Origin of the sequence: Actinosynnema sp. NPDC091369, from assembly GCF_044757065.1 — a bacterium.
In the GTDB taxonomy this organism is placed as follows: domain Bacteria; phylum Actinomycetota; class Actinomycetes; order Mycobacteriales; family Pseudonocardiaceae; genus Actinosynnema.
The window spans coordinates 758666-776409 of sequence record NZ_JBIVUG010000004.1 but is presented as its reverse complement, the minus strand read 5'-3'; the positions used below and the strand labels follow the sequence as shown (position 1 = coordinate 776409).

The following is a 17744-nucleotide window of genomic DNA, read 5'->3' as shown; positions in this document are numbered from 1 at the left end:
CTGCGCTACTTCGCCCTCAACGGCACCGACCACCGCACCCACGCCGAACAGAACGCCGCCATCGCCTCGTTCATCCGCTGGCGCAACGCCCGAGCCCAGCCCAAGACCGGCTTCGCCACCGACTCACCCATCCGCACCTGGACCCATTACCCCGCCAAGGCTGCGTGACAAGCCACTAGCAGGACGGCCAGCCAAGGGACTTGAGGGCCGGCCAGTTGCAGTGGCTCAGTGTCATTGAAAACAAGATAGCAGACGCCGTTGAGCATATCGGCGTTGAAGTCAATCACTGAAGAATGCGGGAACCGCAACCACCTGCCGTATGCGAAACACATGGTGCAATACGTCGTTACGACCACCCGAGCGGGGCAGTGCTCACGCCACTGAGGTGCGGCCTGGTCCTTCGCGCGTCGTTTTGCAAGAGAGTTGCTCACCGCATTGAATGCCAAACCGGCTGCTACAACAGTGGTGATCCGAGAACGAAGCCGCCGGATTGTTGATAAGTGACATCTACGGCGTAGAAACGGGCGTAGCCGAGCGTGAGATCGGAGTAGGTCTCCTCGCCCGGTGCGAGCAACAGGGAAGTCGTGACCTCTTCGGGTTTGCCGCCGTTTACAAGGTGCCGGTATAGGTTAACCGCTCCGTCCCAAGCCGCCGCCCACTCATGGCTCGACGGTAACGGCCCAGTAGTCATCGGTTCCTGCCTCGCTGATCACGGATGATTCGGTTGTACAGTCTACGTTGGGTGGTCAGGGAAGACCTGCAGGTGACACCGGTAGGCCGACCGGCAGACCACCTTGCCGCCAACGCGGCCATGGATGACCACGAGAGTGCGGCACAGGCTCTTCGGTTTCACTGGAACTTCTTTGTGACGATTGTTCGCAAAGACTTGTCGGTAACCTTCTCCTGTATGGAGGAGTTATCGGCAAGTATAACGTGGATCGTGTCCGAGTCTATGGGCTGCGTTGATCAAGTGATGTCTACGAGGTACCTGTCCCTGCGTCGATGGCGTTGCTTCCGGCACGGACTTCGGCCACCTGATTCGTGTGCATGGGTTCGACCATCGTAGCTGGAGTGTTCCTGCACCGTCGCCACCTTCTGGTCATCGTCGGGGGAGTGCAGCACTGTCGACTCCGGGGTGCTCACCCCATGCAAGCTGTAGCGCTCGCGCACCGACACGCCAGCATCCTCACGGTCAACCAGACTAATGATCACGGTCGGTGAACTGCGGCAATGGCTCCTCGAGCGGCACAGGTCCCCACCGATCTGCAATCCAGTCTTTCAGGAAGGACCAGGCTCTTCCTGTCCGCGTGCGGCGCTCGGCCCTGATCTTGGGGTCGGTATCACAATGCGCCCCCTCCTTCCTTCGGCGGACGACCTCGTGCCGGGGGGCGAGAGTGCTGGAGTGGTTGAGCTCCGACACCCGTAATTGATCCGCCAGTACCGCCTGGCACTTGACTACCGTGCCGGCCTTGCCACGCCAGTAGGTGAGGTCGCGGCGATTGGCGAGGGTGTCGGGATGGTCGGGTCCCAATACCCGCAAGCGGTCAGCCAGCACCGCTTCGTACTCGGCCACCGCACCTTCTCGATCACCCGCTCTGCCACGCCAGCGGGCGACGTTGCTTCGGGTGGACAAAGTCTGGGGGTGATTAGGCCCGAGCACCCGCAGGCAATCCACCAGCACCGCCTCGAATTCGGCCACCGCACCGACGCGATCACCGGCTTGACCTCGCCAGTAGGCGAGGTTGTGGCGGGTAACGAGGGTGTCGGGGTGGTCGGGGCTCAAGACCCGCAGGCGATCGGCCAGCACTGCCTGGTACTCGTTCACCGCTGCCAGAGGGTTACCCGCGCCGCCCAGCCAGCGGGCGAGGTTGCTCCGGGTGGCCAGGGTTTGAGGATGGTCAGATCCCAGTACCAGGAGCCGGTCCGCCAGCACTGCCTCGTACTCTGCCACCGCGGCGACGGGATCGCCTGCCGCACCTCTCCAGTAGGCGAGACTATGTCGAGTGGCGAGGGTGTCGGTGTGATTCGGGCCGAGCACCCGCGACTGACCCGTCAGCACCGCCTCGTACTCGGCAACCGCACCGTCGGTGTCACCTGCCCTACCACGCCAGCGGGCGAGGTTGACCTGGGCGCCGAAGGTTCGGGGATGGTCGGGGCCGAGGTGGGTGCGGGCTTGCTCGTGAAGCGTGCGGAAGTAGGCGACCGCGGCTGCGGCTTGACCGGTCCGGCCCAATGAGACGCCCGCGCGGGACAGCACGGGGTGGCCCTCGCGGTTCCACAAGGCGGGTGACGTGTGGGCGTGCAGGGCGGCGGTGCTCGCGCGCAACGACTGGGCCAGGTCGAGGTCGAGGGTGTCGGTGTCCGGCCAGACGGTGAGCAGGGCGTCGGCGGTGGTGCGGGCGAGGAGCTGGAGCGCGGTGGGGGTGAGGGTGTCGCGGACGGCACGTTGGACCAGGGTGTGCACCGCGACAGCACCGGCCCGCTGATCAGGGTTTAGGGTGATCAAGGAGAAGCGGTGCAATCGGGTCAGGCCGTCGTGGACCTCCGCCGTGGTGACCTTTCGACTCGTTCCGGTCGCCAGGTGGTTCAGGACGGGTCGGCTGGTGAACACCTCCAGCGGTGTGCCGGTGGAGTCCAGCAGACTGGCGATCTCCAGCAACGGTCGTGCCAGACCTCTGCCCGGTCGTGCCGGGTCGCCGGAACGGTCGGCTCGTTCGATCGACAAGGACCACGTCGCCGCCACCGTCGCCTGGTGCTCCGGCGACACGTCCTCGGACGAGGTGAGTTCGACCAGGGCGCGGTGCCGATGAGCCAGCGACTCCCGATAGGCGGCGATGGTGAGCAGGGGTTGGTCGGCGATGACCGCGGCAGCCTGCCCCAAGGCCAGCGGCAGGCACCCCAACTCCTCTGCGAGGTGCGCCATCTGCCCCCGATCGGCGCCGATGGCGGTGCTGCCCACAGCATCGTTCAGGTAGTCCACGGCCTCGCCGGCGGTGAACACGCCCAACTCGATCACCCGACAACCGCCGAGGGCCAATGCGACGTCGCGGCGCCGACTGGTGACGAGCACGTGCCCGCCGGGGCCCGGGTACGGTTCCAGTCCGCGGAGGTCGGCAGGGTCCTGCACGTCGTCCAGCACTATCAGCCAACGTTGCGAGGTGGCGGCAAGCCAGGCCCGCAACGCCTGCGCGGCTTGTTCCGGCGGGCGCTCGGAGATCTGCGGATCGTGTTCGACCAGCACCGAACTCGCTGCCTGGGCATAGGCGGTGGTCACGGCGTCTCGCGACAGCGCCGAGACCCACACCGCCATGTCCACACCGGCGTCCGACCAGATTCGCCGGGCATGTCCGGCAACCAACTGGGTCTTGCCCACCCCGCCCAGCCCCGACACGACCAGCACCGCGGCGTGCTCGGCGACCAACGCCTCGGTCAGCAGCGCGTGCGCTTGCCGTTCCCGGTGGTGCGCCGCCGGCACCGGTGGAACTCCGATTCGGACCGGCCACATCACCCGCCGCGGCGGGTGCTGCACCTTGACGAACGCGTCGCGCCCGGCCTGCACCACCAACCCGGGACCGACGACGCTCGCATGTTGAACGACATCGGCGTGCACATCACCGGCGTCGCCACCCTCGGTAATCTCGTTCATCGAACTCCCCGGGCCGTGCCGCGTCGACCAGTCCACTCAACAGGTGTGACACCAGACCCGCCGCCTGCGGTCGTGACACACTACGCCGCTTCACGATCACGCCCTACGTCCCGTTGTGAACGAATGCCGCGGTTCAGCGTTCTAATGCGATCACCTTGGGAGCACCCCACACCGCGTGAACCGGTTCGCAGCTCGACTCGTCGGCGTTCACCAATGAGCTGCGCAACCCGATGGTAGAGGCGCCGTCCGGCAGGTTGACGACCATCTCACCCACTCCGCCTTCGACGACCACCACCTCCTCCACCACGCCGTCGTCGCGGTCCAGGACTTCGAACTTGAGGGACGACCGAGCGGAGGTGGAATCGGCACCCACCGCCCGGACCTCCAACCGTCGGAAGCCCGTCACCTGGAACCGCTGCACGACGGGCTCGTCCTCACAGGTGGACAATTTCGCCCATACCGATGACGGGTAGGTCGTGCCTTGAATATCCCTGTCACCGTGCCCGAATCGCCAGGGGTGTTCCGGCAGTGTCTCGAGGAGCACCGAGGTCGTGCCACCGGCACGCGGCGAACCGGTCGGCGCAGGAACGGCAGTGTTCGTCGTCGTCTCGGACGACACCGGGGGCGAGGATGTGGGCCAGCCGGAAGTTTCCGCCTTGGGAGGGGGTTCGGCTGTGTCTGGCCAGCGCAGGCTCGTCGAGCGTCCCCAGAGAAACCCGGTCAGCAGCAGGACCGCCACGCCCGCCGTCCACAGCACCGACCACCTGGCCCGGCGCATGCGGGGCCTGCGGGTGCCGGTCGGAGCACCGCGCAGTGCCTCGCGGAGCTGGCGACCGAATTCCGGGTTGTTTTGAACGTGCCGGACCAGCTGGAGGTACAGGGTCTGCGTCATGAGCGAGTCGGTCGGTGACGCCTTGAACCGCTCGAGGGCTTCCGCGGCGAAGGGGTCGGACGCCACCTGCACGTCGACCCGACCGAGCAGGACCTCCAGCTGGGCATCGTATACGCCGCTCCCCGTCTGCTGCTTCCGGATGAGGTACTGCTCCAGCGGCCGCACCACCGACCACGCCAACTTCTCGTGCTTGTTCATGACGCACTCCATTAGGTCCACGCTTTTCGACGGGGTCGCCCCGTGCCCACGGTGCTTCGCAGCAGCGGGGTCAGCCGTCCTTCTTGTCGTCCTTGGTGTGGTTGAGGAACAGGTCGCGGAGGAGGGTCAGCGTCCCGGGCGGCAGGATCGGCTTGCCGTCCGGCTTGATCGGCATGCGCCCCGAGCCGGGGTCGACGCCGCCCACGAGGAAGTCGCGCACCGCGGTGGTCGTGGCGTTGAAGAGGCGCGTGAGATGTGGTGGCACGGTGGTGCCGCTGTGCTCCTTGAGTTGGTCCGTGAACTTCTGGGTCGCGTTGAGCAGGGCGTCGATCGTGGCGCCGCGCAACGGGTCGCGCGCCTGGTCTCCGCCGGCGAGCTTCATGAGCAGCGACACGGCGTCCGGCACCTGCCGGTCGACGTTGCCCATCTCGCCGGCGATCGTCCTCGCCAGCGACTCGGGGTGCTCCAACCTGGTGACCACGTCGAAGATCAGTGGCTCGATCCGGCGGGGTGCCGCGCGGAACAGGGATTGAACGACGGGCACCAGGTCGGGGTGCCGCGGGAGCGCCCGGCCGAGCACGGTCAACGTCGAGGTGAGCCACTCGTCCGGGAACGCGGCGACAAGGGTCGTTACGAGCAGGGGCTGCGCAATCAGGGTGTCCGCGACGAGGCGTTCGCCGAGCAGGTCGGGGTTCAATGCGTTAACCGGGTGCGGTCCCGGGTACAGCCGTGACCAGAGTTCGAGATACTCGTGCACGGCCGCGGTGTCCTCCCCCAGGACGTCGGGGAGCCTGGTGATCAGCGCCTCGGCCCGGTCCTGTGAGGCTGGGGCGCACAGCGTGGCTAGCGTGCCGATAACCGCGAGCGCGGTCCGCGCCGTCTCCGACGCGCCGGGGTCGCTGATCGCCGAGGTCCACCGTTTGCGGTCGTGGCCGAGCACCTGAGTCAGCGGGTCCCTGTGATCGGCCGATCCGAGGACTGCTCCCAGAGCGAGCGCGTGGAGTTCCAGCACTGTTTCCGCCCTCCCGGTGGGAGGCGGTGTCACCGGTAGACCGAGCGCGTCCGCGAACGCCGTCACCGCCGCCTCGGGCGTCGCGCTGGCCGGAACGCCATCGAGCGTCACCGCACCGACGCGGTCGGCTTCGTCGAACAGCGCGGCGACCCGGTCGTCGGCGTGTTTCCGCAACGGGGTCAGCCAGCCACCTGTCGATCGACTTAGCACCAGTAACCTGCTCGGAGCGCCGCGGGCCGATGAGCGGTCGACGAGCGCTTCCGTCAACACCGCCAGCTGCTCGGATCGCAGTTCACCGTCCGGGACGACGATCAGGAGGGGCCTGTCGACCGCGCCGGCGCGGCGGATCTGCGCCGCGGGTGCCTGTCCATTGAGCACGCCGGCGAACCAGCCGGTGCGGCGCAGCCTGTCACACAGCTCCAGCGCCAGCCGACGCCGCCCCGAGCCGGGGCGGCCCACGAGAAGGCGTACGGCGTTGGTGGCCGGGTCGTTGGCCCACGCCATCAGGTCCGTGAGTTCCCGTTGCCGACCGGCGAATGGCACCACGCCGTGTTCCGCCCGCAACAGCACGCTGGGCGCCACGTCGGCGCCGGGCGTGGGTACGGGCTGTACGAACAGTTGCGGTACGGCGAGGGTGGGCACCAGCGCGACCAGGCGCTCTACCAGGTCGGCCATGTCCTTGCCGAATCGCCGCTGGCTGAAGCGCGCGGCCTGGAGGCTGGCGAACCGCCTGATGTTGACAGGCAATTCGTGGTGGCGCGGCGCGCGGGCGTTGTCCGGGGTGTCGAGCAGCAGCACCGGGACGATGGGGATGCCGTGGCTCAGCGCGTGGGCGATCTCCATCCGTACCCAGTCGTCCTCGGATTCAATACGGGCTCTCCCGGTCGACGGGTCCTCCACCATCCAGTTCGGACCGACGACCGCGACCAGGATGTCGGCCGCGTACAGGGCGTTGCGGATGGTCTGCGGGTAGGGCTCGCCCGGATCCATGGAGACGCAGTCCCGGAACACCAGGTCCTCGCCGAAGCTGTCGCTCAACACCTGGGCGATTGCAGCGGCGGCGACCGGGTTGTCCTTGGCTCGGTAGTTGACGAACACACCTGCCACGTGATCAATCCTCCGCTTCGGTAATCGCATCGACGAGGCGTGCCCCGCCACGTCGAAAAAGTGACAGCGGCGCACATTTGCACTGTCTGGCGACCTTCATTCTATGTATCCGCATAAATGCGGGTGATCTGGGTATGTCGGTTTTGCGGTGAGTGGAACGACTATTGCTCGTATTTTGCGACTCGGTAGGCGGTGTCTCGATGCGGCATCCTGCGAACGTGTGCGCCACATCGTCGGGCGCGCCCGCCCGGACCCGCCAGTCCGTTCGGCCTGATCCGCTCGGTCCGAGGCACGGCCCACGTCCGAGCCGAACGGCAACGGTGCCGGCCGGTGGTACCTGAAGGTGCCGTTCGCGGATGAGGATGAGGCCAAGGAGGCAGTGAAAGCCCGATGGGACGCCAAGGTCAGGCGCTGGTACGTGCCGCACGACACGTCCCGGCACCTCGTGGAATGGTGGCTGTAGCCCGCTCGGAGCAAGGTAGTTGAGGCCGAGTGGGAGAACCGGTCTGCTCGACGTTGGCTGGCCCGTCACCTTCAGTGCCGCGAGGTGTAGATGCAGGTGTGCGGGTCGAGGGCCATGCCTGCGGCAGCGGGTCGAACGCCGAAGGTCTTGTCCTGGTGGGAACGAGCCGACCAATAGTGGTGTCCACACCATTGGGAGTAGGGTGCCGCAAGACGGCATACCAGCTCTGACCTGCAGCTTCAATCGCTGCAAGCTGCGTCCCTGTCGATCAACCGCATCGTCTCGGCTACGGCTACGGCTACGGCTACGGCTACGGTAGCTGCGGCGCACTCTGCGGGTGTCGAGGTCGTGTATCGCGGCGGGGTGTTGCTGAGCTTCGGGTGGTAGTTGGTGGCGGGCCTGGTGGGGCGGTGTCGGTTGTAGTGGTGTTCGTAGGTCTTGAGGACGTGTCGTGCGTGGGTCTCTCCCGTGATGTGGATGTGGTCGAGGAGTTCGCGTCGGAGGGTGCCGATGACCCGTTCGCAGTGGGCGTTCATCCGGGGCGCCTGCGGTGCGCTTTTGATCACGTGCAGGTCGTCGGTCTGGAAGATGGCGTCGAACGTCTGGCTGTACTTGCCGTCGTGGTCCCGGAGAAGGAAGCGCAAGGACTCCGTCCGGTGTCCGAGGTCGGCGGTGAAGTTCCTGGCCTGCTGTGTGGTCCATGCCTGGGTCGGGTGGGCGGTGACTCCGGTGATGTGCAGGCGTCGGGTGTCGTGTTCGAGGAACGCCAGGGCGTAGAGGCGCTTGCCGAGCACGGTGTCAAGGTGGAGGAAGTCCGCCGCGATGATGCCCTGGGCCTGGGTGGTGAGGAACTGCCGCCAGGTCGGGCCGGTGCGGCGTGGTGCCGGGCCGATACCGGCGTCGTGCAGGATCTGCCAGACCGTCAAGGGTCCGATGTGGTGGCCGAGTCGGGCCAACTCACCCTGGATCCGCCGATGACCCCATCGCGGGTTCCCGGGCGAGGCGCGGCACGAGGGTCTTGACCGCGGCTCGTGTCGGTGGGCGTCCGGTGCGTCGACGCGCGGAGTGGTCCCACTTGCGGGCCACGAACCTGCAATGCCAGGCGATCAGGGTGCCCGGCGTGTCCGGGAAGACCTCCCGCCACCGGCGACGATCGAGCAGTCCGGACAGGTCGGCGAACCAAAGCCGGTCCGCAGGCTCGTAGCGGACCGGACCCGCGAGTTGCCGGCGAAGGACCGCGTTCTCGTGCCGCAGCACGAGCAGCTCGGTGATCCTTCGCCGTCCCACTCCGAAGGATCACCGACGGGACGGACAGCAACCTCCGGGTCACCTTGTAAAGCAGGGACACGATCACATGGACATGGTCCCAACGCGGCGACACCCCGCTCTACCAGCGGCGATGACTTTTCGAGCGGCACACGCCTGCACCAGTGCGGGGTCGGCGGCCGGGGCCTCCTCGGGGTGGCGGGCGGCCCACTTGACGACGTAGGGGCAGAGCGGGGCGACGGGGACGCCTCGCGCCCGGCGATGCCCTGGCCCTCGTGCGCGGGCTCGACGATGGTGTGCACCGGGGCGAGGGCGCCCGGGGCGTCGGGGACGAAGTACTCGATACTGCCGACCACTTCGTCCCCGGCGAGGGCCTACAGACGGCCGGCGCCCCGGTCGTCGCGGATCCGGATGTCGCTCATGGTGCACTCCTCGGGATGGGGTGCGGACCCGGACGACGAAGTGCGGCTCAGGCCGGGACGGCCTGCGGGCTGCGCTCCTGGTCCGAGCCCGGCACCGGCTCGGACGGATCGGCACCCAGGGCGACGATCCGGTTGTCGCGGTCCACGTGCACGACGCGCGGCTCCAGCGACCGCGCCTCGGCGTCGGTCACCTGAGCGTAACTGATGATGATCACGAGATCGCCGGGGTGCACGAGGTGGGCGGCGGCGCCGTTGATACCGACGACGCCCGAGCCGCGCTCGCCCTCGATGACGTACGTCTCCAGGCGGGCGCCGTTGGTGATGTCGACGATGTGCACGAGCTCGCCGGGCAGCAGGTCGGCGGCGTCGAGGAGGTCCGCGTCGATGGTCACCGATCCCACGTAGTGCAGGTCGGCCTGGGTGACGGTGGCGCGGTGGATCTTGGACTTGAACATGGTGCGGAACATGGCGAAGCTCCCGGGTCGTGGTTGGGGCACTATCGCGCCGAAAGGTCTGTGATGCGCTGGATCAGGTCGTCATAGGTCCAGCCGGCCTCGCGCGCCGCGAGCGGCAACATGCTCCCCGCCGTCAGGGACGGGAGCCCGTTGACTTCCAGGCACATCGGCTCGCCCTGCGCGTTGCAGCGGAAGTCGGTGCGCGAGTAGGAGTTGCTCCCGAAACCGAGGGCCTGGTGCCCGCGCAGAGCGTGTTCCTGCAGTCGGGAGGTGAAGGCGGCCGGTGCGCGTGCAGGGCACACCTTGTTCACAGCCCCCGGCTGGTACTTGGTCGCGTAGTCGAGGATCGGTGTTGTCAGCTCGATTTCCACCACGGGTAGCACTTGATCGCCGACGACGGGCACGGAGAACTCCCGGCCGGGGAGGTATGGCTCCACCACGAGCTCGGACTCCTTGGGAGCCGTCTCGGCGAGGTGAGCCAGTTGTGACAGGGAGTCGGCGAGGCGTACGGACACGCTCGATCCGTTCGCGGCAGGCTTTACCACCACTGGCCCCGCACCCATCAGCTTCTCGACGTCCTGAGGAATCTCGCCGGAGACGGGGAACCACTGCACCTGCTCGGCCACCGGAAGTCCCGCCGCGGCCAGCACTGCACGCGCTCGTCCCTTGTGGAAGGAGGCGGCACATGCTGCGCTTCCCGCGCCGGTGAACCGGATATCAGCCATCTCCAGCAGGGCTTGGACATGTCCGTCTTCACCCCACCCGCCGTGCAATGCGATGAAGACCAGGTCTGCTTCGCGCAACAGGTCAAGCACCGGTCCGCCGGTCAGAGCCGTGTGCATGCGCTTTCGCCTCTGCCGCTGGTCGTCGAGAAGCGGCGGTTCTTTGGGGATGGACGCTTCTTCGAGCGGAGCCTGCGGGCCGAGAGGACCGGCCAGGACCGGCGTCGGCGCGGCCGGATCGACCACCACCACCTCGTGTCCTCGCTCCTGCAACGAGCGGGTCACCGCCCAACCCGAGGCCAGGGACACATCGCGCTCCGAGCCTTCTCCGCCACACAGGTTGACGATGCGCATGGTCGGTCTTTTTCCTCTCCTTGGACTGTCTGACGCAGGAGGGCCTACTGCCCTGCTGCTTCGTGCGGGTGTCGCACGGGAACGGGGCTGGTCCGGTGCGTGTCAATGGATCAGTACGTCCACCGGTAGGCCGCTGCGATGCCGTCGTCGTCGAGGCCGGTAACCGCCTCGATCTCACCGCATCGCACGGCGATCACCGCGTCGGCCAACGCCGGGCCCAGGACATCGCGGAGCGTTGTGTCAGCGCGGAACTCCTCGACTGCCTCCTTGAGCGACGTGGGCAGGCGGTGCACGCCTCGTAGCTCGGCCTCGGAGGCGGTGAGCCGCGCGGGATCCCCGGCGATTTCCTCGGGAAGGACGGCAGCTGAGCGCATGCCGTCGAGTCCGGCGGCGATCGTGCAGCCCAGTGCCAGATACGGGTTGGCCGCCAGATCTACCGGCTTCACCTCCACGTTGGCCGCCTCGGCCTGTCGGCCCCGGGGGCCGGCGATCACACGAAGTGCTGCCTGACGCGTCTCATATCCCCAGGCCGTGTAGGGCCCGGCGCTGTAGGAAGGTTTGAGCCGCAGGTAGCTGGCGGGACTGGGAGCGGTGATCGCAGTCAGCGCAGGAAGGTGAGTGAGAATGCCCGCCACGAAGGCTTCGGCCTGCTCGGTCATGCCGTAGCGCCGTTCACCGCGGGAGTGCAGGTTCCTGCCGTTCTGCCAGGCCGAGAGATGAAGGTGACCGCCGTTGCCGAATCCCTCGGGTACCACAGCGGGCGAGAACGAGGCTCGCAGCCCGTGGCGCATCGACACGGCCTGGATGGTCTGACGTACCAGCACACTGCGGTCCGCAGCGGCCACCGGGTCGAGCGCGTCAACGCTCACCTCGAACTGGGCGGCCCCGGTCTCGGGATGAAACTGGGCTACACCGGTGTCCTGGGCGGTGAGCACGCCCATGAGATCAGCCGTGTAGTCACTCAGTTCCGCCAGCCGCACCGCGCCGAAAGCACCACCCGAACAGGCGGGAACATAGTCCGTGTCGTGTGGTGCTTGGGCTTTGCGGCCGACAGACCATTCCACCTCGATCGCGGCTTTGAACGTGATGCCGTGATGCTCAGCAGCTTCCGCGACGACACGGCGCAGGAACGTACGGCCGCACCCGGGGTGCTGCCTGCCGTCCTGGCCGATCCGGTCCACCGCCGTCCACGCCCAGCCGGGCTGTCCCGCGAGAACCGTGATGCCATCGAGGTCCGGAAACATGCACAGATCACCGTCGCCCGGGCCGAGAGCGTCGATCGGGACGTACGAACCGTTCGCGAGGTAAGTGTCGTGGACCGGCGCCACGCCGACGCCCCATGCTGCCGCGGAGGAGAGCCGCGCCGTGGGAATCGTCTTCACCCGGCAGACACCGGAGGTATCGACGTAGGCCAGGATCACCCCGTGAACGCCGCGCTCGGCCAACTGCACGCTGAGGGTGTCGGATGGAGCGCCGTAGCGGTTGGCCATCATCACCGATGCACCATGCCTTTCCGCGGTGGTGTTGTATGGGCAGTGAGGTTTGCACTGCGACGGGTCGTATCAGCGCGTGCACATGCGGTATCGAGGGCAGATTCGATGTGCTGACACCCACCAGGCTGCCCTGGTCCCCGTCTCACCTCTATCCCGGACACTGCCGACTTGGGGTAGCACAGGCACTACCACCCCCGGTGCGGCCGCTTGGAGGATCCGTTCACTCCCGGAAGGCACCGGAGCGTCCACACGCACGTCGCAGCTGGGCCGCCCGAGCCAGAACTGCGAGTATCCGTTGCGGGCGGGTTCAACTCGGGCTGGGCTTGCGGGTTGCTTGCAGCGGGAAGGTCTGTGGCCCGCCCCCGAGGCTGCTACTGACCTTTTCGTGAGTTCGGTGGGTGTGGTGGCCGTGTGGGTGGGAGGGCGTCGGGGTGGCATATCAACCTTCCTCTTCGGTTGCCGGTTCTTCCCTTCCTCCGTTGTCGCGGCCTCAGTTGGCGGAGGCGCGTCGTGTCCGGGCAGTCGAGTTGTTCGAGGGCGGCGTTTCGAATGCGGAGATCGCGAGGGCGGTGGGGGTGCGTGCCGAGGGTGTGCGGCGTTGGCGGCGGGTGTGGGAGCAAGACGGTGCTTCGGGCCTGCGGAGACGGGCAGCCACCGGACGCCCGCCCAAGCTGGACGACACCCAGGTCGAGATGGTCCGGGCCGCGTTGGAGCAAGGTGCCCAGGCGCATGGTTTCGAGGCCGACCTGTAGACCCTGGAACGAGTCGGTGTGGTCGTCACCCGGGCAACAGGGGTGGTGTTGTCGAGGGCGTCGGTGTGGCGGCTGCTGACCGGCCGGCTCGGATGGAGCCTGCAACGGCCCGAGCGGCGGACGGTCGAGCGGGACGAGTCGGAGATCGTCCGATGGATCGCGCACGAGTGGCCGCGCATCAAAAAGGGCCGCGAACACACGTGCCTGGATCGTCTTCCTTGACGAATCAGGCGCTCCCTGCTCCCTCAGATCCGCCGCACCTATTCGCCCCGAGGCGGCGGACTCCGCTCCTGCGGCACCGGTTGAACTGGAAGCGCGCGTCGATGGCCGGGGTCTTGGGCTACCACTCCACCGACCCCGCTCGCGGGGCCCGACTGTGCTTCCACCTCAGGCCCGGCAGCTACGACACCGCCGGACTCATCAAGGTCCTGGAGCAGATGAAGGTGTGCTACCGCGGCGAGCGAGTGGTCTAGGTCTGGGACGGCCCGTCCACCCACTGGAGCAGGGATGCGGGCCCGGGTCGCCGAACAGGACTGGCTCACCCTGGAACGATTACCCGCCTACGCTTCCGAGCTGAACCCGGTGGAACTGCTGTGGTCCTCGCTCAAGAAGCGTGAACTCGCCAACCTCGCCGGCGACCACCTCGCCCATACCGGCCTGACCATCCACCCACCACACCCACCGAACCTACGAAAAGATCAGGTAGGGCCGCAGAGAATCAACGTGTTGCTTCCTGTGATGCGGCTCGTTGTTGTGTTATTCACATGTCCATGAACTGGCGCGGCCGGCGGCTCACCAGCCACGAGGTCATCGTGAACAGCGTCGCGGCGACCACCACCCGCAGCGGGCTGACCGATCACGCCGAACTCGCCCTGGGCACCTACGACACCGGCATCAAGGTCACCGCCAGCGATATCGACGCCCTGCCCACGCACCGGCACCGCTTCCACGGCGACTGGAACTACACCCTCCCCCTCAACCTCGCGACACCACACAGCCGATGCGGCCAAGCCCCCGCGATCAGCTGGCTCATCCCCACAGCCCGGCACTGGGTGTCTGCGTAACCCGGAGCTGACCGGGGTGCTCGAGCTGGCATTGGACGAACTCGTCGTCCAACTCACCTGGAAGCTCGACGAGTTACGTGAGGGAGGACGGCTCCACCAGCGAGGAGGTGAGCGCATCCGTTCTCGCTGCGCAGATGCCGTCTTCAGGTACGAGGCGCCAGTAGGTCTTGCCTGGGTCTTTCTGCGCTCCTTCATCACGGTCGACCCTAATGCCGTCGACCGGCCTGCCGGCTCTGGCGGAGCTCGAAAGTACAGCCTGCTGTACGTCGCAATGGGCGGCTCGCGGGATCGGCTGCGGGGGGCCGGATCCCTAGCATCCAGAACGGATCAGACCACGGCGACGATGCGCCAGACGAGCCCCGGAGGACCCCCTCGTGCCGCAGCCAGACCAGTACCGCCTGAGCAGCACCTCGACTCATGGCCCGGGTCACCGAGCGCATGCCCCCGGCGGAGCCCTTGGCGGAGACGCCGTTCGTACGCTGCTGTGGGCGGCAATCGTGCTCAGCGCGGTTGGGAACATGCTGGCCTCCTACAGCGGTGCCAGCACCTGGGTGCTTCTCGTCTGCGGCGTGGTCAGCGCGTTCGCCGCCGGCACCCTGATCGTGCGTGCCGTGCGAGTGCGTCGATGAGAACTGCCGTCGCCGCCACCCTTGACCACAAGGCGCCCGCCATCGCGCTGGAGCACGTCACCAAGACCTACGCTGGAGGTGTACGGCCCTGCAGGACGTTTCACTGACAGTGAGCCCGGCACGTTCCTCGCGGTAATGGGACCGTCGGGATCCGGCAAGAGCACCCTGATGCACTGCACTGCACTGCACTGCCGGACTGGACTCCCCGACCTCGGGCAGCATCCGCATCGACGGCCAGGAGATCGCGCAACTGAACGAGACCCGACCCACCGAACTGCGCCGTGAGCGCGTCGGTTTCGTGTTTCAGGGACGGTCGCAGTGACGTCCTTTCTCACTGTTGAACTGCCCACCCGACATGCTTTGCACACCGCCTGCGGAGCATTGCGCGCCGCGTGAGCCGTTCACAGCGGTGGCGAGGGGCCTGAGCGCATGTTGGTGCCTCCGCAAAGGCACCCCTTCGCTCCAGGGCGCGGATGGTCGCCCTCGCCCGACGGGCAAGGCCGATCAAGTCAGCACCGACGTCAGGCCGAGCAGTTCCCCCAAGACGTCGCCACCGTGCACAAGCAACCACATCCCATCGTCTCATCACCGCCTTCCCGATGCTCTACTTAGGAGACATAGCATGACATCACCTGTAACTTTTCCCAGGTACGGGGGCATTGGAGGGCGTACGGCTGTCGCGGCGCGAGCGCGACAGGTCGTGAAGGCGTACGGGTCCGGAGAGGCCCGCGTGGTCGCCCTGGACCATGTCGACGTAGACATCGCACGGGGTCGATTCACCGCGATCATGGGCCCCTCGGGGTCCGGTAAGTGCACGCTGATGCACTGCCTCGCCGGCCTCGATACCGTCACCTCCGGGCAGATCGTCCGTGAAGAGACGGAGATCACCGGCCTCGAGGACAAGAAGCTCACCCAGCTGCGCCGGGACCGGATCGGCTTCATCTTCCAGGCGTTCAACCTGCTGCCGACGCTGAACGCGATAGAGAACCGCACGCTGCCGACGGACATCGCGGGCCGCAAGCCCGACAAGGGATCGCTCGACCAGGTCGTCGAGACGGTCGGCCTCGCCGACCGCTTCAGACACCGCCCCACCCAGCTCTCCGGCGGTCAGCAGCAGCGCGTCGCGGTGGCCCGCGCCCTCGCCGCCCGGCCCGGAATCATCTTCGGGGACGAGCCGACCGGAAACCTCGACTCCCGTGCGGGCGCCGAGGTTCTGGGCATTCTGCGCCGCTCCGTCGACGAGCTCGGCCAGACCATCGTGATGGTCACCCACGACCCGGTGGCCGCCTCGTACGCGGACCGCGTGCTGTACCTGGCCGACGGCCGCATCGTCGACGAGATGCACCGGCCCACCGCCGAAGCCGTGCTGGACCGCGTGAAGGACCTCGACGCCCGGGGACGGACGTCATGACCTTCGTCAAGACCTCGATGCGCAACTTCCTCGCGCACAAGGGACGCATGGCCCTGTCGGCCGTCGCCGTCCTGCGAGCCCTTCCGGCTTCCACCCTCCCGCCGCGGGGCGGCCGGATGAGAGGGGGTCGGGGGCCGATGGATGCAGGGGGAAGGAATCCGTTGGGCCAGGGGGAGACGGACACGCCGCAGGCGCGAGCCGGCGCAGTGGCGGACGGACGGGCGGAGGCCCGCCGGCGGCGGGCCGTGGTCGCCGCTCTCATGCTCGCCATGGCGCTCGCGGCGCTCGACTCCACGATCGTGTCGACCGCCGTGCCGCAGATCGTCGGCGACCTCGGCGGCTTCTCCGTCTTCTCGTGGCTGTTCTCGGGCTACCTGCTGGCGGTCACCGTCACCCTGCCGGTGTACGGCAAGCTCTCCGACACCTTCGGCCGCAAGCCGGTGCTGGTCGCGGGCGCCGTCCTGTTCCTCACCGGTTCCCTGCTCTGCGCCGCCGCGTGGAACATGGCCGCGCTCATCGCGTTCCGCGTCGTGCAGGGGCTCGGCGGCGGCGCGCTCCAGGGCACCGTCCAGACGCTCGCCGCCGACCTGTACCCGCTGAAGGAGCGCCCGAAGATCCAGGCCAGGCTGTCCACGGTGTGGGTGACGTCGGCGGTCGCGGGCCCCGCGCTGGGCGGGCTCCTCGCGGCGTACGCGGACTGGCGCTGGATCTTCCTGATCAATCTGCCGATCGGCGCGCTCGCCCTGTGGCTGATCGTCCGTCACCTCCACGAGCCCGAGCGCGTCGCCCGCCGGGAGCGGCCGCGGATCGACTGGGCGGGCGCGCTCGCCGTCTTCGCCTGCGGCGGCGTCCTGCTGACGGCGCTGGTGCAGGGCGGGGTCGCGTGGGCGTGGCTGTCGGCGCCGTCCCTCGCCCTGTTCGGCACGGGACTGGCCCTCGTCGCGGTCGTCGTCCTGGTGGAGCGGCGGGCGGCCGAGCCGATCATCCCGGGCTGGGTGTGGCGGCGCCGGACCATCGCCGCGGTCAACCTGGCGCTCGGCGCGCTCGGGCTGCTCATGGTCGCGCCGATCGTGTTCCTGCCGACGTACGCGCAGGCGGTGCTCGGTCTGGCGCCGGTGGCCGCCGGATTCGTGCTGTCGGTGTGGTCGTTGAGCTGGCCGGTGTCGGCGGCGCTCAGCCAGCACGTGTACCGGCGGATCGGCTTCCGCGACACCGCGATGCTCGGGATCGGCGTCGCCGCGCTCCTGCTGCTCGCGTTCCCCTTCCTCCCCTACCCGGGCGAACCGTGGCAGCCGGCCCTGCTGATGCTGCTCCTCGGCGGCGCGCTCGGCCTCTTCCAGCTCCCGCTGATCATCGGGGTCCAGTCCACCGTCGGCTGGGAGGAGCGCGGCACGGCCACCGCCTCCGTGCTGTTCTGCCGCCAGAGCGGGCAGACGGTCGGCGCGGCCCTGTTCGGCGCGGTCGCCAACGGGGTGCTCGCGGCCCGCCTCGGCGGGGCGGGCGGCCTCGACCCGGTGACCCGCGCGCTGGACTCCGGCCGTGCCGACGGCCACCTGAGCAGGGCGGTCGCCGCCGCCGCGCACGCCGTCTACCTGGGCGCGGCCGGTGCTGCGGTCCTCGCCTTCGTGGTCCTGCTCGTGCTGGCGCCGCGCCGGTTCCCCGTAGTGGAGAACCAGGGGAGCTGACCCCGGGACGGCCCTTGGGCGGATGCCCGGACGGTGGGGTTGACGCGGGTAACACCGCAGGTCATCGAAGTAAGCGCTACCGACCGCTCAGTTTGCGGAAAGTGCCGGGCGCGCCGGGTACCTGCGAGTAGCGAGCCTCGCTCACCCCCGGCTCCCTGCGGTCCGCAAGGCCC

The 17744-nt window shown here is 68.0% G+C and carries 14 protein-coding genes and 2 pseudogenes; 9 read left to right on the top strand and 7 right to left on the bottom strand.

The window, feature by feature from the left end; genetic code table 11:
- Positions 1-1201: 1201 nt before the first annotated feature.
- The 3 genes from ACIQMJ_RS19935 to ACIQMJ_RS19925 all read right to left on the bottom strand — a co-directional run bounded on the left by ACIQMJ_RS19935 (position 1202) and on the right by ACIQMJ_RS19925 (position 6855).
- The gene (locus tag ACIQMJ_RS19935) at positions 1202-3646 is read right to left on the bottom strand and encodes a tetratricopeptide repeat protein (RefSeq protein ID WP_499762448.1); all 2445 of its coding nucleotides are present in this window, start codon (positions 3644-3646) and stop codon (positions 1202-1204) included.
- 133 nt (positions 3647-3779) lie between these two features.
- Positions 3780-4736 (bottom strand): hypothetical protein, encoded by a 957-nt coding sequence (locus ACIQMJ_RS19930; protein ID WP_499762447.1) that lies wholly within the window; start codon positions 4734-4736, stop codon positions 3780-3782.
- A 70-nt stretch (positions 4737-4806) separates the two neighbouring features.
- A complete protein-coding gene (locus ACIQMJ_RS19925; RefSeq protein WP_499762446.1) occupies positions 4807-6855 on the bottom strand; it encodes a toll/interleukin-1 receptor domain-containing protein in 2049 nt (682 codons plus the stop codon).
- Between the two features lie 337 nt (positions 6856-7192).
- Between ACIQMJ_RS19925 and ACIQMJ_RS19920 the strand changes: the two genes are divergently transcribed.
- On the top strand, positions 7193-7318 hold the full coding sequence (locus tag ACIQMJ_RS19920) for a DUF5710 domain-containing protein (protein ID WP_499762477.1): 126 nt from the start codon (positions 7193-7195) through the stop codon (positions 7316-7318).
- A gap of 239 nt (positions 7319-7557) precedes the next feature.
- Here ACIQMJ_RS19920 and ACIQMJ_RS19915 read toward each other — a convergent pair whose 3' ends face one another.
- From ACIQMJ_RS19915 to ACIQMJ_RS19900, 4 genes are all read right to left on the bottom strand, one after another.
- A complete protein-coding gene (locus ACIQMJ_RS19915) occupies positions 7558-8244 on the bottom strand; it encodes an integrase core domain-containing protein (RefSeq protein WP_499762445.1) in 687 nt (228 codons plus the stop codon).
- A gap of 809 nt (positions 8245-9053) precedes the next feature.
- Complete coding sequence (panD, locus tag ACIQMJ_RS19910) at positions 9054-9473, bottom strand: aspartate 1-decarboxylase (RefSeq protein WP_356165189.1); 420 nt, start codon at positions 9471-9473, stop codon at positions 9054-9056.
- A gap of 29 nt (positions 9474-9502) precedes the next feature.
- Positions 9503-10537 (bottom strand): D-alanine--D-alanine ligase family protein, encoded by a 1035-nt coding sequence (locus ACIQMJ_RS19905; protein WP_499762444.1) that lies wholly within the window; start codon positions 10535-10537, stop codon positions 9503-9505.
- 110 nt (positions 10538-10647) lie between these two features.
- Positions 10648-12030: a type I glutamate--ammonia ligase gene (locus ACIQMJ_RS19900; protein ID WP_499762476.1), complete on the bottom strand. Its 1383-nt coding sequence runs from the start codon at positions 12028-12030 to the stop codon at positions 10648-10650.
- A gap of 398 nt (positions 12031-12428) precedes the next feature.
- On the opposite strand from ACIQMJ_RS19900, the gene ACIQMJ_RS19895 reads away from it, so the two are divergent.
- From ACIQMJ_RS19895 to ACIQMJ_RS19860, 8 genes and pseudogenes are all read left to right on the top strand, one after another.
- Positions 12429-12782, top strand: a complete 354-nt coding sequence (locus ACIQMJ_RS19895) for a helix-turn-helix domain-containing protein (RefSeq protein WP_499762443.1) — start codon at positions 12429-12431, stop codon at positions 12780-12782.
- Positions 12783-12785: 3 nt separating this feature from the next.
- Entirely contained in the window at positions 12786-13004 is a 219-nt protein-coding gene (locus tag ACIQMJ_RS19890; RefSeq protein WP_499762475.1) for a winged helix-turn-helix domain-containing protein, read from the top strand.
- 101 nt (positions 13005-13105) lie between these two features.
- Complete coding sequence (locus tag ACIQMJ_RS19885) at positions 13106-13255, top strand: hypothetical protein (protein ID WP_499762442.1); 150 nt, start codon at positions 13106-13108, stop codon at positions 13253-13255.
- 34 nt (positions 13256-13289) lie between these two features.
- On the top strand, positions 13290-13556 hold the full coding sequence (locus ACIQMJ_RS19880) for a transposase (RefSeq protein WP_499762441.1): 267 nt from the start codon (positions 13290-13292) through the stop codon (positions 13554-13556).
- Positions 13544-13985, top strand: a pseudogene (locus ACIQMJ_RS19875) (ISAzo13-like element transposase-related protein); the annotation flags it as partial. The gene ACIQMJ_RS19880 and the pseudogene ACIQMJ_RS19875, both read left to right, overlap by 13 nt.
- 562 nt (positions 13986-14547) lie before the next feature.
- Positions 14548-14782, top strand: a pseudogene (locus ACIQMJ_RS19870) (ATP-binding cassette domain-containing protein); the annotation flags it as partial.
- Between the two features lie 315 nt (positions 14783-15097).
- Positions 15098-15886: an ABC transporter ATP-binding protein gene (locus ACIQMJ_RS19865; RefSeq protein ID WP_499762440.1), complete on the top strand. Its 789-nt coding sequence runs from the start codon at positions 15098-15100 to the stop codon at positions 15884-15886.
- Entirely contained in the window at positions 15883-17571 is a 1689-nt protein-coding gene (locus ACIQMJ_RS19860) for an MFS transporter (protein WP_499762439.1), read from the top strand. Before ACIQMJ_RS19865 ends, ACIQMJ_RS19860 begins: the two co-directional genes overlap by 4 nt.
- Positions 17572-17744: the final 173 nt, after the last annotated feature.

Excerpts from the sequence above, each read along its gene's own strand:
- ACIQMJ_RS19935 (WP_499762448.1), bottom strand. The coding sequence starts at position 3,646 with ATGAACGAGATTACCGAGGGTGGCGACGCCGGTGATGTGCACGCCGAT.
- ACIQMJ_RS19930 (WP_499762447.1), bottom strand. The coding sequence starts at position 4,736 with ATGAACAAGCACGAGAAGTTGGCGTGGTCGGTGGTGCGGCCGCTGGAG.
- panD (WP_356165189.1), bottom strand. The coding sequence starts at position 9,473 with ATGTTCCGCACCATGTTCAAGTCCAAGATCCACCGCGCCACCGTCACC.
- ACIQMJ_RS19905 (WP_499762444.1), bottom strand. The coding sequence starts at position 10,537 with ATGCGCATCGTCAACCTGTGTGGCGGAGAAGGCTCGGAGCGCGATGTG.
- ACIQMJ_RS19900 (WP_499762476.1), bottom strand. The coding sequence starts at position 12,030 with ATGATGGCCAACCGCTACGGCGCTCCATCCGACACCCTCAGCGTGCAG.
- ACIQMJ_RS19885 (WP_499762442.1), top strand. The coding sequence starts at position 13,106 with ATGGCCGGGGTCTTGGGCTACCACTCCACCGACCCCGCTCGCGGGGCC.
- ACIQMJ_RS19880 (WP_499762441.1), top strand. The coding sequence starts at position 13,290 with ATGCGGGCCCGGGTCGCCGAACAGGACTGGCTCACCCTGGAACGATTA.
- ACIQMJ_RS19865 (WP_499762440.1), top strand. The coding sequence starts at position 15,098 with ATGACATCACCTGTAACTTTTCCCAGGTACGGGGGCATTGGAGGGCGT.
- ACIQMJ_RS19860 (WP_499762439.1), top strand. The coding sequence starts at position 15,883 with ATGACCTTCGTCAAGACCTCGATGCGCAACTTCCTCGCGCACAAGGGA.